This window comes from Campylobacter sp. US55 (assembly GCF_004378955.1).
Lineage (GTDB): Bacteria > Campylobacterota > Campylobacteria > Campylobacterales > Campylobacteraceae > Campylobacter_D > Campylobacter_D jejuni.
The window spans coordinates 72892-89178 of sequence record NZ_RYYF01000003.1; the positions used below are offsets into that span (position 1 = coordinate 72892).

11 protein-coding genes and 2 tRNA genes are annotated in these 16287 nt (G+C 30.7%); 3 read left to right on the forward strand and 10 right to left on the reverse strand.

All coding sequences use genetic code 11. The features are described from left to right. Both flhA and ELQ07_RS03005 read right to left on the reverse strand, forming a co-directional pair. Positions 1–2175: a flagellar biosynthesis protein FlhA gene (flhA, locus tag ELQ07_RS03000; protein ID WP_044260867.1), complete on the reverse strand. Its 2175-nt coding sequence runs from the start codon at positions 2173–2175 to the stop codon at positions 1–3. Beyond that, complete coding sequence (locus ELQ07_RS03005; protein WP_070317166.1) at positions 2162–2572, reverse strand: RrF2 family transcriptional regulator; 411 nt, start codon at positions 2570–2572, stop codon at positions 2162–2164. The genes flhA and ELQ07_RS03005 overlap by 14 nt, the downstream gene beginning before the upstream one ends. Before the next feature lie 173 nt (positions 2573–2745). Between ELQ07_RS03005 and rpsO the strand changes: the two genes are divergently transcribed. Continuing rightward, positions 2746–3018, forward strand: a complete 273-nt coding sequence (gene rpsO / locus ELQ07_RS03010) for a 30S ribosomal protein S15 (RefSeq protein ID WP_002852579.1) — start codon at positions 2746–2748, stop codon at positions 3016–3018. Between the two features lie 83 nt (positions 3019–3101). Here the strand turns inward: rpsO and ELQ07_RS03015 are convergent, their stop codons facing one another. Next, the gene (locus ELQ07_RS03015) at positions 3102–5942 is read right to left on the reverse strand and encodes a DNA translocase FtsK (RefSeq protein WP_134224711.1); all 2841 of its coding nucleotides are present in this window, start codon (positions 5940–5942) and stop codon (positions 3102–3104) included. Positions 5943–6049: 107 nt separating this feature from the next. Next, positions 6050–8299: a flagellar hook-associated protein FlgL gene (gene flgL, locus ELQ07_RS03020; RefSeq protein WP_134224712.1), complete on the reverse strand. Its 2250-nt coding sequence runs from the start codon at positions 8297–8299 to the stop codon at positions 6050–6052. 179 nt (positions 8300–8478) lie between these two features. Between flgL and ELQ07_RS03025 the strand changes: the two genes are divergently transcribed. Next, positions 8479–8565 (forward strand) — tRNA-Leu (locus ELQ07_RS03025). A gap of 10 nt (positions 8566–8575) precedes the next feature. Further along, positions 8576–8650 (forward strand) — tRNA-Gly (locus ELQ07_RS03030). 28 nt (positions 8651–8678) lie between these two features. Here ELQ07_RS03030 and abc-f read toward each other — a convergent pair. The 6 genes from abc-f to ELQ07_RS03060 are packed head-to-tail and all read right to left on the reverse strand — an operon-like array spanning position 8679 to position 16284. After that, a complete protein-coding gene (gene abc-f / locus ELQ07_RS03035; RefSeq protein WP_134224713.1) occupies positions 8679–10610 on the reverse strand; it encodes a ribosomal protection-like ABC-F family protein in 1932 nt (643 codons plus the stop codon). Between the two features lie 3 nt (positions 10611–10613). Further along, on the reverse strand, positions 10614–11903 hold the full coding sequence (locus tag ELQ07_RS03040; protein ID WP_134224714.1) for a HAMP domain-containing sensor histidine kinase: 1290 nt from the start codon (positions 11901–11903) through the stop codon (positions 10614–10616). After that, positions 11897–12559, reverse strand: a complete 663-nt coding sequence (locus tag ELQ07_RS03045; protein WP_002865921.1) for a response regulator transcription factor — start codon at positions 12557–12559, stop codon at positions 11897–11899. Before ELQ07_RS03045 ends, ELQ07_RS03040 begins: the two co-directional genes overlap by 7 nt. After that, complete coding sequence (gene serA / locus ELQ07_RS03050) at positions 12546–14129, reverse strand: phosphoglycerate dehydrogenase (protein ID WP_134224715.1); 1584 nt, start codon at positions 14127–14129, stop codon at positions 12546–12548. Before serA ends, ELQ07_RS03045 begins: the two co-directional genes overlap by 14 nt. Beyond that, the gene (locus tag ELQ07_RS03055) at positions 14126–14614 is read right to left on the reverse strand and encodes a hypothetical protein (protein WP_070317160.1); all 489 of its coding nucleotides are present in this window, start codon (positions 14612–14614) and stop codon (positions 14126–14128) included. Before ELQ07_RS03055 ends, serA begins: the two co-directional genes overlap by 4 nt. Continuing rightward, on the reverse strand, positions 14614–16284 hold the full coding sequence (locus ELQ07_RS03060) for a 30S ribosomal protein S1 (RefSeq protein WP_070317159.1): 1671 nt from the start codon (positions 16282–16284) through the stop codon (positions 14614–14616). Before ELQ07_RS03060 ends, ELQ07_RS03055 begins: the two co-directional genes overlap by 1 nt. Between the last annotated feature and the right edge of the window lie 3 nt (positions 16285–16287).

A 16287-nucleotide genomic window follows, 5' to 3' on the forward strand; every position in this document is an offset into this window, starting at 1 on the left:
TTAAAGTTCTATCCTAATAATACCCTCGGTATTAAAATTTGTATTTTCTGCAATTTCTGCAAAACTTAACACTACTATATTAATGCTAAAATTATAACAAATATCAGCAATGAATTTTCTAAGCTGCGGTTCAACGCAAAGTATAAAAGGCTTGATACGACCATTTGCTACTGCGGCAACTTCAGCCCTTAGAGTATCTACTAAAGTGCCTGTTTGAGCTACACTTAAAGGCAAGTGATAACTTCCATCTCTAAATTGTACATTTTCCATTAAAACTGCAGAGCTAGCAGAGTCTAAGATAAAAATATCCAAATTTCCTTTATCATCTAAATACATATTTGTAATCATCCTAGCTAAAGACGCCCTTACATGTTCAATAATCATATCAAAACTCTTGCTTACTTCTGCTATATCGCTTACAGATTCTAAAATAGTAAGCATATCTTTAATTGGTATGTGATGCTTAAGCAAGTCTTTGAGAATTTTTTGAATAAGACTTACAGGTGCAACACCTAAAGCACCTTCTACAATGATTGGATAATCATTTTTAACCTTATCAAGAAGATTTTGCACCTCTTGGCGTGTGAGAAGTTCGCTTGCATGTGCTTTGATAAGTTCGCTCATATGTGTTGAAATAACACTTGCAGGATCTATTACTATATAGCCATTTAATGTTGCTTCATCTTTTAAATTCGCATCAATCCAAAGTGCATCAGAGTTAAAAGCGGGTTCTTTTGTAGCAATCCCTTCTATCTCTTCTGTGATAAAACCACTATCCATGGCTAAATATTTATCCGGATAAATTTCAGCACTTGCTATAGATACGCCCTTGAGTTTAAAACTATACTCATTTGGTTTAAGTCTTAAATTATCTCTTATTCTTATTTTTGGCATTAAAAATCCTAAACTTTCAGCAATACTTCTTCTCATTGAGCGAATTCTTTCTGTAAGTTCGTTTTCAGCAAGCTTAATAAGTCCGTATCCAAGTTCAAGTTCTAAAATTTCAACTTTGAGTATGTCGTTAATCTTGTGCTCTTCCTCTTTGAGAATTTCTTCTTCGCTTTTCTTAGCAGGCGCTGCCGTTGTCTCACCTGCTCCACTTTGAGATGCAGCTGCAGCACTTGGTTTGCTTTTTTTAACTGTGGTTATATCAATTTTACCTTCCTTAACCTGCTTGGTAAGATAGCCAAGACTTAAAAAAACTAAAGCCATAAAGCCCAAGGATAAAGTTGGCAAACCAGGCACTAACGCAAAGATAAAAAGTACAAAACCTACTATTAAAAGCGTGCGATATTCACTTAAAAGTTGAGTTAAAGTTCCTTCTGCAAAATTTTCCTCATCTTTGCTTGCACGAGTGATAATTATAGCGGTTGCAGTAGAAGTAATAAGCCCTGGAATTTGCGATACAAGTCCATCACCTATGGTTAAAATAGTATAGGTAGATGCAGCATCGCTTAAAGCCATATCGTGCTGAAAAGATCCTATTAAAAAACCACCTATGATATTTATAATAGTTATGATAATTCCTGCAACAGCATCTCCTTTGATAAATTTAGAAGAACCATCCATTGCACCATAGAAGTTTGCCTCAGCAATAACTTCTTGACGTCTTGCTCTAGCGGTTTGTTCATCAATAAGTCCTGCATTTAAATCCGCGTCAATAGCCATTTGTTTACCCGGCATTGCATCAAGTGTAAATCTTGCTTGTACTTCAGAAACCCTTGTACTACCTTTTGTTACAACCATGAAATTAATTAATACTAAGATACAAAATACAATCACACCAATGACCATATTTCCACCAACAACAAATTCTCCAAATGCTGCTATAATCTCACTCACAGCTTCAGGGCCGTTTTGCCCTTCGCTTAAAATCATCCTCGTAGTAGCTATATTTAAAGAAAGTCTAAATAAAGTAATAATCAAGATTAAAGTTGGAAAAGTTGTTAAATCTGTCGGTTTAGGTATATAAATAGAAATTAAAATAATTAATACTGATAAAGCTATACTTAAAGCTAAGAAAAAGTCCAAAATAGGACTTGGTAAAGGAACTATGATAATAGCTAAAATGCAAACTAAGAAACCAACAATAGTTAAGCTTTTAGCTTTTAAAACAGGAGCAATTAAAGGCCCCAAAAAAGGAAAAACTAAATCGACTATTTTATTTTTTGCCATTATTTTTCATAATATCTTCTAAAGTAATAGAATCTAAAAATTCATCTACTTTATTTTGTAAATTTACTAACATAGGCATTAAGGTGCAATTTTTTTCTTTATTATTTGGACAAGTGCCACCGCTGCATTCAAATACACTGATATCCTTTTTTTCAGCACTGTTAACAATTTCTTTTATAGTATATTGACTTGGTTCTTTGATTAAAGCAAAACCACCTTTTGCCCCTTTAAAGGATTTTAACAAACCATCTTTAGCTAAAGTTTGTAAAATTTTAGCTAAAAAACTTTTGGGAATATCAAGCTCTAAAGCTAAAGAATCTACATCTTGAGGTGTTTCTTTTTGAGAAATATAAATTAAAGAAAGTAAAGCGTATTCGCTAGCTTTGGTAAATAGCACAAATTCTCCTTATTATAACTACAGAAATAGCTGTAATTATAATAAATAATTCTTAGAAAAAGACTTAAATTTTTACAAAACCTTCTAAAAAGGATAAATTCAGTTTATTTTTTGCTTTTTAAGATAAAATTACAGTTCTTTAATTTATTATTTTACCAATCAGGAGGTCTATCATGGCTTTGGATTCGGCCAAAAAAGCAGAAATAGTTGCGAAATTCGCTAAAAAACCAGGTGATACTGGTTCAACAGAAGTTCAAGTAGCTCTTTTAACTGCAAGAATTGCAGAACTTACAGAACATTTAAAAATTTACAAAAAAGACTTTTCGTCAAGATTAGGACTTTTAAAACTTGTAGGTCAAAGAAAAAGACTTTTATCTTATCTTAAAAGAAAAGATTATAATTCTTATAGTAAGTTAATTACCGAATTAAATCTTAGAGATAAATAATTTTAAGCCCTTTTTATGGGGCTTTTATCTTTATAAATTTCTTCTTTTGTAATTAGTTTTTATATCAAAATAAAAAGAAAATCTTATAAAATTTCCCTTTGTCCTTTGGCATCAGGTTCGCTTAAAACTCCATTTTGCGTAAGTTGTTCAATAATATTTGCAGAGCGGTTATAGCCGATTTTTAAACGGCGTTGCAAATAAGAAATGCTTGTTTTTCCATCTTCTAAGATTACTCTTTTAGCTTCTTCATAAAGCTCATCTACTTCCCCATCAAAGCTTTCATTTGTTGTAACACCCACGCTTTGCTGATCTTTTAAAAAGCTTTCATCATATTCTACGCTTTGTTGATCCTTTAGAAAATCCACGATTTTTTCTATTTCAAATTCACTCGCAAAAGGCGCATGTAAACGCACTATAGAGCTTGTTCCAGGAGGAGTAAATAAGCAATCTCCTCTTCCAAGTAAACTCTCAGCACCCATAGCATCTAAAATAACTTTAGAATCAATTTTTTGCCCTACTTTATAAGAAATTCTACTTGGCAAATTCGCTTTGATTAGTCCTGTTACAACATCAACAGAAGGTCGTTGTGTAGCTACAATCAAGTGAATTCCACTTGCTCTTGCCATTTGCGCAAGTCTTCCTATATAAAATTCTACATCTTTACCCGCAGTCATCATTAAATCAGCAAGTTCATCGATAATTACTACAATAAAAGGAAGTTCTTTACCACCTAATTCTTTCATTTTTTCATTGTAATTTTCTATATTTTTGGTTTTTGCATCAGCCATTAAACGATAGCGTCTTTCCATTTCAGCTACCATATTTGAAAGCGCATTGACTGCTTTTTTTGGATCTGTGATAACAGGAGTTAAAAGATGAGGAATGTCATTATAAATGCTAAATTCAAGCATCTTAGGATCTATCATCATCAAACGCAAGGTTTTTGGAGAGTTGCGATATAAAAGACTTAAAAGCATAGAATTTATCCCCACACTTTTACCACTTCCCGTGGTTCCTGCGATGAGTAAATGCGGAAGTTTTTTAAGATCAGTTACAAAAGCGTTACCTACTATATCTTTACCTAAAGCTATGGTTAAAGGGCTTTTAGCGTTTTTAAAAATTTCACTTTGTAAAATTTCTCTTAAATAAATGGTTTGAATTTCATCATTTGGAACTTCTATGCCTACAACATCTTTTCCTGGTATTGGAGCTTGAATACGGATTGATTTTGCCATTAAAGCCATAGTTAAATCATCTTGCAAATTTAAAATACGACTTACTTTCACATCTGCACTAGGACGAAATTCAAAAGTAGTCACAACAGGACCAACATAAGTGCTTATAACATCGCCGCCTATTTTAAAACGACGCAACTTTTCAAGAAGATTATAAATTTTTTTATCTATTTCACTTTCATTGATTTCTTGTCTATGCTCTTTTGGATTAGCTAAAAAATCTAATGGTGGCAAGGTGAAATCTTTTGGTTTTTCTATCTCACCCTGCTCTATTTCACGCAATAAAGCTTGGTTAATAGCAATTTCTTTGGCTAAAACTGCTTTTTGAAGTTTAATTTCTTGATCATTTGTTTTTTCATCATCGATTTTAATTTCTGTATTTTGGATAAAATCGAGTGTATTTTTTTCTTCTATAACTATTTCATTTATATTTTTTATAGGAGTAGGTTCTATATAAGGATGATTTAACTCTTCTACAATAGGAGTAAATTCGAAGATATTGTCTGCTTTATCTGGATTTTTATTTTCATTTATTTTGTTTGATTCTTCTGTTTCTGTTTTGATTGTCTTTGAGTTATTAAAACTGTATTTATTCCCTTCTATAATATCGCTTGAATTTATTGCATCATATTCTTCTAATTTTTTAATTTCTTGTTTTACTTTATTTTCTAAAATTTCATTTTGATAGGCTTTGTATTCTTGTTCTAGTTTTTCTTTTTTTATCAAATTCTCTCTAAGTTCAAGCTCTTTTGTGAAAATTTTTGGTTTAACTTCCTGTTTAGAAACTGGAATTTCAATATTTTTACGCTTATAACTTGGCTCATCTAAATTTTTATTTGTATCTATTTGCTTTATATCTTCAAGTTTTTTAGGTTTTAAAAAACGTTCAGGAATCATATCTACCCCTTCTTCTGAAATAAAATTAAAATCTTCATCAAGGCTAATGCTCGTTTTACTAGCCTTTTGTGCGAAATTTCGCACTTGTTGAGAATGCTCATAAACAAAACTTCTTGATTCTTTTAAGCTTTGTGTATCAATCTCTATGGTTTCATCTAAAATTTGATTTTTTAGTTTTTCAAAGTTTTCCTTAGCTGTGGTAATTGAATTTTTACTTGCATTGATATTGCAATCTTTGATTATCTGTTCTAAGTTATTGGTTTTTTCTTTTTTATTTATTTGTAAATTCTCATAAATACTATCTTGCAAAATATTTAATTTTGGAGCCATATGTTCTGATTTACCTACATCTTCTTTCTCATTTTCTCCGCCAAATACATGCATAAGTAAAGATTTAAAAGCTTGCTCTACTTTTAATAAAAAAGTAAAATCTAATTCTATTTTTAAAATTTCTTTTGCAAATTTCGGAAACAATAAGATCAAAGAAAATAGCAAAAGTAAAAGAGCAAAAATTCCACTCCCTGTATGTCCTAAGATTATAGAAAAAAATCCATATACAATTTCTAAAATATACCCAAACTCTCTATAAAAGACAGAAAATAAAAGCAAAGTAGAAAAAAAGGCCAAAGAAAAACCAAAAAGCTCTCTACGCTTAAAATTTTCTATTTTATAATTTTTTCTATAGTAAAGATAATTTAACACAAGTAAAAAAAATGGATAATAATACCCAAATTCTCCAAATAAAAATAAATTAGCCTTGTAAACCCATTCTCCCATGCTAGGTGCTAGCATACAAAGACAAATATAAAAAATAACAAGTGTAGAGCTGGTAAAAATGGCTTCTTTTTTAATATTCTTTCCTTAAAAATAAAATCAAAGCCAAATTATACCATAAATTTTTACATATAATTTAATAAGCTAAGTTGAGAAATTGTTGTACTAGCCTTAAGAGAAGCTTGATATGCAAGTTGAACTTGCATTAAATTCATCATTGCTTCACCATAATCTACATCAATAACATTTGACTTAATGCTTTGCACATTTACGCTTAAGAAATTTACTCGAGTATTGACACCATCTATAGTATTATGATAAGCTCCCATGGTTGTATTAAGCTTGCTGATATGATCTGCTAAATGATCGAGTCTTTCTAAAGCTCCTTGCATTCCAGTATTTCTTGGATCAGCCGAATTTCCATCGGCTCTCATATTACCACTTAAAACCGCATCTATCATAGTATCTAAATCTTTTATAAGATCAACATTTGGTTCATCTATAACTAAAGCATTATTGGCACTAAAACTAAAATTTGGACCATTCTCTACTTGCGCAGTTGTGGTATAAGGTGGTTGTGGAAAATGTCCACTTTGAGAATCGCTTAAAGAAATTCCTATATTAGTTCCTGAGGATAGCTTATCGGTAACGCTAATGCGACCTTTATAATCCATACTTACATCAACAGTAGCTTGAGAATCTTTCATGAGTTGTTGTAAACTATTATAACCATTTGCATCAACTTTTCCATTTGTAGCTGTTATGCTTTGGGTTGGAATTTTATCTGCGGCAAACATACCTATAATATCATTGATTTGACCATAAGTAATATCATTTGATCCTGTAACAACTCCACTATTTCCAGTTGCAGGATCAGTATGGGTTATAGGAAAACTTATGGTTTGACCTGGATTATTAGGATCAGGATAGCTTACAGTTGAAGTTTGTAAATTTATAGTAACATCGTAAGAATTTCCACCTTTGGAATTGACTTTTAAATTTAAAGTAGTACCATTTAGACTATTTCCTGCCATTACCTCGCTAAGTTTGGTTGAATCAGTTGCATAAGCATTGCTTCCTTTAATCACTTGAGAAACATTGCCATAAACAGTATTTCCATCTTTTTCAAAATAAACATTATCATAATCCGCTCCATTGGCTTTATCTCCAGCCGAATCTGTCATATTGCTTTTGATAAAATCAGTTTGAGCTAAGCTAAAGGTAAATTCTTGCTCTTTTCCATCTTTTCCCGTTAACTTAATAGTAACCGGGCTGGTCGGATTAGTAATATCACCATTTTTCATAGCTTCTTGCATAACAGCATTGGTAACATTATCCATGTTAAGATTATTATCCTTAACAAATTTTTCCATTGCTTTGAAACTTTCTGTTTTATCCATTTGTGGAGTATAGGCTACGGCATGAAAGTCTAATTTATTATTGCCTTGTTTTAAATCTGTGATTTGAATTTGACCACTATTATTGATGCTTACTTCTACAACTTTATTATTAGCAGTGTTGCCATAAAGTGCGCCAATTTGCTCTAATACATCTTCTATTTTATCATCTGGTTTTACTAAAACTGCACTTTTAAAGCTTGTTCCATCTGGTTTTGTTCCTTGAACATAGAGTGTTGAAGGTGGAAAGTTAAGTTTTCGGTCTTTATCTTCAAAATCTATATCCGGATCTAATTTTCCATCTTTTACATAATTTTGCCCGATAAGCTGCTTCCAAGCAGAATCTCCGTTTAAATATTCTTGTTTATCTTTATCTGTATAACGATTATCTGTAAAACTGATATTAGTAGTAATTTGTTTTTTATAGTCTCCATCCGCTTTGAAAAATAAATCCCATCCAGGTATATTATAAGGACTTTCAGTTCCAGCTCCAGTTACTACATTGATATTATTTTTATCTCCATAATAATTACCATTGGAATCAAAAGGTTTATTTGCAACTTGCGAACCTGCAAAAAGATACTGACCATTAACGCTAGTATTTGCAAGCTGAACTATACTCTCTTTTATGCGTTCTAATTCTTTTGCTATAGCCTCCCTTGAAGTTTGAGAGTTCCCATCACTTGCAGCTTGAGTTACTTTAACTTTAAAATCTTCAAGAAGTTTTACCATATCTTGCAAAGCTTTCATGCTGTTTTGAGTCATTTCTTTTGCACTGTTTGTTGCTTGTTTTACTTGTTCTAATGTTTTAATTTCATATTCAAGACGCGTATTATCTATATAAATGCTTGCATCTTCATATGAATTTTGTATTTTCAAACCTGAAGCAAGTTGTTGAGATATCTGATATAAAGCACTTTGACCGCCCATAGAATTATTCACACTATTTGTGAAGTTAAGTTTATTTGTAATTCTCATTTTTTTCCTCTAAAGTATTAAAGTTAAAATCTTTTCAAACATTGCTAATAAACAAAAGCAATAACTGTTCCAAAAATTTAAATTACATAATTTTATATAATCTTTTTGAAAATACTTTTTATTTTTAAAGTATTTTTTAGCCTAAAAAAGTATAATTTTAGCTTTAAATCTTAAAATGAGCCCGAGTGGTGAAACTGGTAGACGCGCCAGACTCAAAATCTGGTAAGGGCAACCTTGTGTCGGTTCGAGTCCGACCTCGGGCACCACTTATTTTTTGCGGGAATAGCTCAGGGGTAGAGCACAACCTTGCCAAGGTTGGGGTCGCGAGTTCGAATCTCGTTTCCCGCTCCATAGAACAAAAAATATAAAATCTCTTTAATTATAAATTCTCACTTTTCTCTAATACTAAAAAATACTCATTTTCTAGAATTTCAAGTTCTTTTTGCATTACTTCAAGCTCTTGATAAAGCTTGTTAACACCTATTTCTTGATATACATTTGGATCGGATAAATCTTGATTTAATTTAGCTATCTTTTGCTCTAAAAAATCTATTTTTTCAGGATGGTTTTTTAATATCTCATTTTCTTTGTAGCTTAATTTTTTAGAGCTTTTTTCTTTTTGGTTATTATTTTGCTCTTGGGTTTGAAGCTCTAAAGCAAAATTATCCAATTCTTCAATTTCTTTTTCATTTTCAAGATATTCAGTATAAAGAGTGTGTAAAATATTTATATATCCATTTCCCTCAAAAGCATAAAGTTTTGTTGCAATTTTATCAATAAAATATCTATCGTGCGATACTAGCAAAATAGCCCCTTCAAAACTAAGTAAGTATTCTTCTAATATATTAATCGTAGCTATATCAAGATCATTAGTTGGCTCATCTAAAATCAAAACATCATATTCTTTAGTAAAAAGCAAGGCTAAAGCAACGCGATTTTTCTCTCCACCACTTAAAAGAGCCACGCTTTTATCTAAAAATTCCTTAGGAAATAAAAAATTTTTCAAATATCCATAAACATGCATATTTTTACCACGAACTTCAACCCTATCTCCACCATTGGGACAAAAAATTTCAAGCAAGCTTTTATCAGAATTTACCAAGCTTCTAGCCTGATCAAAATATCCTATCTTAAGCTCTCCACGTTTTATTTCACCGCTATCTTGTTTTATTTGCCCTAGAAGAATTTTTAACAATGTCGATTTTCCACAACCATTTCTTCCTACGATAGCTATGCGTTCACCTTGTAAAATACGCGTTGAAAAATCTTTAAAAAGATTTTTATTGTTTATATTTTTGCTTATATTTTTAAGCTCAAAAAGCATTTTTTTACGATTAATCGTTTTTTCTCCATTAAAATTTAAAGCCGCTCTTGAAATTTCAAGTTTTAAGCGTTTGATTGCTCCGGGATTTTTTTTCGCTTCTTCACGCATTTTAAAAATGCGTTCTTTTCGTCCTTCATTTCTTTTAAGTCTTGCCTTAACCCCTCTTCTAAGCCATTCTTCTTCGCTTTTTAATTGCTTTAAAAGAGTTTCATGGCTCTTAGCAAGGCTTTGCAAAATTTGTGTTTTTTTCTCTAAATAGTTTGCATATCCGCCTTTAAAAATACTAAGTTTACCCTGCTCCACTTCTATACACTTGTGTGCTATAGCGTCAATAAAATATCTATCATGGGAAATAAAAATCACACACATCTTTGAATTTTTTAGCAATTCTTCTAAAAAGCTTGTCATATATACATCTAAATGATTAGTTGGTTCATCAAGCAATAAAATATCAGGATTTTTTAGTAAAAGTATGCAAAGGCCAACGCGGCGTATTTCTCCACCACTTAAAGTAGATATAATACGATTTTCATACTCAAGCAAACTAAATTCTTTTAAAACGCGTATTATTTTAGATTCTATATTCCAAGCATCTTTACTATCAATTAAAGTCATAAGCGTATCTATTTTTTTAAGATAATCTTTATTGCTAGGATCTTCTTCTAATTTTTTATGCAGTATTTCATATTCTTCTAAGGCATTGTAAATTTCTGCAAGCTCTTGCTTGATGGCTTCTTTTACACTTAAATTTGCGTTAAAATCAACGGTTTGTGAAAGCATGGCTATGCTTTTTCCATTTTGTCTTATTACTCTACCGCTATCTAAAGGAAGTGCGCCTAAAAGCGTTTTTAAAAAAGTAGATTTTCCTTCTCCATTTTTCCCTATAATGGCAATCTTTTCTCCCTCGTTTGCGCTAAAATTTACTTCATTTAAAACTATTTTGTCTCCAAATTTTTTTGAAGCTTCAATTAAATCTATAAGAGCCATTTTTTATCCTTGACTGAGTTTAAAGCTAAAACTAGAACCATAGCCTAAAGTGCTAGAAATTTCAAGATAACTTTTATGTATATTTAAAATTTTCTTTACTAAAAAAAGTCCCAAACCAAAAGAATTATCGCTTTTTACATCAATTTTATAAAATTTTTTTGTAATCAATTTTATTTTATCTTCTTCTATGCCTTTTCCAAAATCTTGCACTATTATCTTTTGATCTCTTGCTGTTAAAATGACTTCTTTTTGACTATATTTTAAAGCATTAGAAAGCAAATTTATAATCACTTGCTCGATTAAAAATTTATCAGCCTTAACTTTCGTGCTTTTACCTTGCAATACAACCCTTTCAAAGCCTGGGTTTTTAGTGATTTTTTCACACAGAGAAAAAAGATCAAATTCTTGCATTTGCAAGGCTTCACTATTAAGATTAAAAACAAAATTAAGCTTATGGGTCAAAGCATTAAGCTTAATGCTTTGACGCGAAATTTTTTCTAGCAATTCCTTTTTTAATTTTTTATCTTCCAATTTCTCATCTTTTAGCATCTCTAAGCTAAGATCAATCACGCTTAATGGATTTTTAAGCTCATGAGAAATAGCAGAAATCACACTAGCAAGCTGAGTATTTTTTAAAGTGATTTTATCGCTTTGTTTTTTATTTTTCTGGGTATTCTTTAGAATTTTATCCTTAGTTTTTAAAAGCTTCTCATTTAGCAAATTAAATTCTTTAAATATTCCTTTTTCTAATATAACAACTTTATGATCCCCTATAGAATCTAAAAAATCCAAAATTTTATTAAAATTTTTCTCCATTCTTCTACCTAGCAACAACATTAAAATAAAAACAAACAGCAAGCATACTCCAAAACCGATTGCCATTTTTGTCCAAAAAAGTTCTAAATCTAAAAAACGAGGATAAACAATAATAATATATTTATATCCTTTGTAAATAAAGCTTTTAGTGAGAATTTTTTTTGAATCGAAATTTAAAATTTCTCCTTCTTTAAAATTAGAAAAAAAATCAGGATTTTTTACAGAACTTATTTTCATATCATTGTTTAGGATAATAAAATCAGCCCTAGTATCTTTAGCAAAATCCTTGATATTAGCATCATTTAAACGCTCTAAGAGAGAAAATTTTAAAACATCATCAAGGCTTTTGATTTTTTGCTCATATTGTTTTATAAGCAAGAAATTAAGATAAGAATTAGTAAAAGTATAAAAAATAAATCCAAAAATCAAAGCCAATACAACAAAAAAAACTATAAAAATATTTTTAGTTTTTAGCATAATTTATAGCCAACACCCCTAACACTTATAATATGATCTTTTAGTTTTGGAAATTTATTTCTAAGTCTTGTTAGAGCTATATTGATTGTTTTATCACTTGTAGTATCATCTTTCCAAACACTTTCGCTTAAAAATTGTCTAGTAAGCAAGGTATTTGGATTTTCAAAAAAACATTTTAAAAGCTCATAGTCAAGATTTGAGATTTCTAATTTTTGATTTTTGTAAAAGAATTCATAATTAGCCAAATCTAAAATAAAATCACCAAAAGATAGCTTTTCTTCTTCTTTCTTATGGCGTTTTAAAATTGCTTTAATGCGAAGCAAAAGCTCATTAAAATCAAAAGGTTTACAAACATAATCATCACAACCACTTTCAAAGCCTTCGAGCAAATCTTGATGCAAAGCCTTGGCTGTAAGAAAAATAACTGCTTCTTTATATCCTTGCTCTCTTAAATCTTGAATTTTTTCTAAAGAATCTCCACTGGGCAAATTTCTATCGACTATTAAAAGATCGATTTGCTCATTATCGAGCAAATCTTCAACTCCAAAAAAATCCACTAAAGATATAACTTCATAACCACTAGATTTTAACTTTAAAACAAGCAGTTCGTTTAAATCTATATCATCTTCTATAATTAAAATTTTAAATTTCAACATATTGGACAAATACACACGCCTCTAATTGTTTTAGTTCATCTAATACTTCTTTCTGAACTTTTTCATCAATCAAAACAACAGCCAAAGCATACCCAAAACCATCTCTACCAAGTCTAAAATCAGCTATATTGATATTTTTAGCTGCCAAAACGGAGCTGATTTTAGCTATAACTCCTGGTATGTCTTTGTTTTTAAAAATAATCATTTTCCCTTTTGGCTTAAAATCAGTTTTAAAGCCATTTAATCCAACTATGCGTTGTTCATTTTCATTAAACACTGTTCCTGAAACACTGATATTTGAATTTTCGGTGATAATTTTAACGCTAAGTTTATTATTATAACCACTATTTGGAAGAGTTTCGCAAGATAATTCAACTCCTTTTTCTTTGGCAACAAATTCTGCATTAACATAATTAATTTTCTCTCCTAAAATTCCACCCAAAGCACCAACAGCTGCAAAGGTTAGCATAGAATTTGCATACTCGCCAATAATTCCTTCAGCCTCTAATTTAATACTTTTTATAGGATTTTTATCAATTTGAACAGCTAAAAAAGCCATTTTAGAAACAAGTTCTATATAAGGAGCTACAAAAGGTGGTAAATCTTCGGTTTTAATTGGCAAATTTAAGGCATTAGGATAAGCCACGCCTCGTGCTGCACTTAGTGCTTGCTCACAAGCTTCTCTTGCGATATTGTCTTGACTTTCTAAAGTATTTGCTCCTAGGTGAGAAGTAACTGAAATATTTTCAAAGTCTAAAAGAGGATGATTAGTCGCAGGTTCTTTATCGAATACATCTATACCAAGCCATGCTATTTTACCACTTTTTAAACCTTCATATAAAGCTTCTTCTGTGTACAATCCTCCGCGAGCACAATTTATTAATCTTATTCCATCTTTCATTTTTGCAATTTCTTGCTTTCCTATCATACCATTGGTTTCTTTGGTTTTTGGTGTGTGAATGGTAATAAAATCACTTTTTTCTAAAATTTCATCCAAATTTTTTGCTTGCTCCATATCTAAATCTGTAATCTTAGAAGCAGAAATATACGGATCGTAGGCTAAAATTTTCATACCAAATGCTTTAGCACGGATAGCTACTCTTGAACCTATATTTCCAAAACCTATAACCCCTAGCGTTTTGTTCATCAGTTCAATGCCATACCATTTTTCTCTTTTCCATTTTCTTTCAATTTTTAAAAAATTATGAGCATTAACAAAGCTTCTAGCTGATGTTAAAAGATGTGCCATTGTTAGTTCAACTGCGGCAATAGTATTTGCAGTTGGGACATTCATCACAATCACTCCTCTTTTAGAACACTCTGGAATATCAACATTATCTACGCCCACCCCAGCACGCACAAGCGCTTTTAATTTTTTGGCATGATTTAGGAAGTTTACATCTATATCCGTAGAACTTCTAGTAATAGCAACTTCAACATCACCTAGCATTTGCATAAGTTCATCTTTTGGAACTTTTGCAGCTTCTATAAGCTCAATATCTTCAGCCTTTCTTAGGATATCGACACCTTTATCCAAAATAGCATCACATACTATAATCTTTTTTTTCATAGCCAAATTTCCTTTACTTCTGTATTTATTTTATATTTTTTTAATTCTTTGATAATATCATCTATAAGTTTTTCATTACCTGTATCCAAAAAGATTTCTGGACTATCGCCTGATTTAAGAAGAAAATACTTCACATTAAAAGAATTTAAAGTCTGTCTTAAGCAAAACATAGAATAAATATCATATTTTCCAACTATAAGTTGATAATATTTATTTTTCTCCTTAAGCTCGCTAGTATCCGCATCGAAATATAAGGTAAATTTTTCTGCTGCTGGGGTAAAATCTCTTGTAGGCCATTTTGCTAATTCTTCTTGCCATGAAAGATCTTGATTTTGAGCTTGAATACTTGGCTGCGTATTTGTATCTTTAGCAAATTGTGGAATGAAATTTACATTAGCTTTAAATTGCCAAAGTAATGTAAAAACAACAGCAAGCAAAATGAGTAATAAAATACTCAAAATGCTTATTGTAATGTATTTTTTCATTAAGTTAGTTGATCTTTAATGATATCACCTAAGGTTACTTTATCATCATTATTGATTTCATTAAGAACTTCTCTTTCTTTCATTCTAATAAGATTTTTAACACTTAGGCGAATTCTATTTTTCTTTTCATCAATAAAAACTATAGCAGCTTCAATATCGTTGCCAATTTTTAAATTTTCAAGCATAGAAGTGCTTATATCTTCTTTATGAATTAAAGCATCAACATTTTTACTTAGCTCTACAAAAACGCCAAAATCTTTAATATCACGGATAGTGCCTTTTACAATATCGCCGACTTTATGAATTTTGGCATATTCTTGAACTGGAGAGCTGCTTAATTCTTTTGTGCTTAATGATATTTTTTGGTTTTCTTCATCTATTTTGATAATTTTTACCTTGATTTTATCCCCTTGAGAGAATTTGTCTTTGCATTTATCGTTTCTATCCCAAGAAGCGTCTTCATTATGCAACAAACCTTCAATACCGCCAAGTCTAACAAACGCACCAAAAGAAGTTACTGAGGTAATTTCTCCCTCAACCACATCTGCAATTTTATAAGATTTCATAAATTCATCAAAAGGTTTAGAAAGTAAATTTCTTAAAGAAACTCTTAAGCGTCTTTCATTTGGATTGATTTCAATTACTTCAACATCAATTTCTTGGCCTTTGTTGATATAATCTTTTGGATTTTTAATATTTTTATCCCAAGAAATTTCGCTGATATGTAAAAATCCTTCTATATCATTTCCTAAATCTACAAAAGCACCGTAAGGCTCTATATTTGATACCATTACTTTAATAGTATCACCTACATCAAGAGTATCTTTTATCTCGCTCCATGGATCAGGTAAAGCCGCTTTTATAGACAAGGATAAATGTTTGCGTTCTTTATCATACTTTATAACTTTAACTGGAACTTTATCACCCTCTTTATAAAGTGTTCCAGGATTTACAGGTCCTTTGTAAGAAATTTCGCTGTAATGAACAAGGCCATCAACACCTCCTACATCTACAAACATACCATAGGTGGTAATTTTTTTCACAATACCTTCAATTAAATCTTCTTGTTGTGCTACATTATTGATCAATTCTTTGCGTTTTCTTCTCTCCTCATCTAAAGTTTTTTTACGAGAAACAATGATACTTTGCTCATCTTTATCGATTTTAATAATTTTAACTTTAAACGTTTTGCCTATAATGTTATTTGTTTCTTTGAAGCCATATTGAGATTTTGGCAAGAAAAATTCAACATCATTTTCATCAACAACTATCAATCCGCCTTTATTTTTTCCAACTACTTTTACGGTAAAAATATCATCTTGATTTTCTTGATAGTTTTTAATAAATTCAATAACTTTTTCTTTTCTCAAAGCTTTTTCATGAGAAAGTAAAGATCTGCCACCACGAGAACCCATAACAGCAACTTTAATACTATCGCCTATATTAAATAATAGCTTAGAATTGTCATCTTGTATTTCGCTAAGAGCTAAAATACCTTCAGATTTTTTACCTATATCTACATAAACTTCATCATTTTTGATCTCTACAATCACACCCTCTGTTGTAGCCTCTTCTCTTGATTTATCAAAAGCCTCTAAAAGCTGTCCAAAATCTTCTTCCTCAAGATAATCATCTACACCACCTTGAACTTTTTTGTTCACCTCGCTCATTAT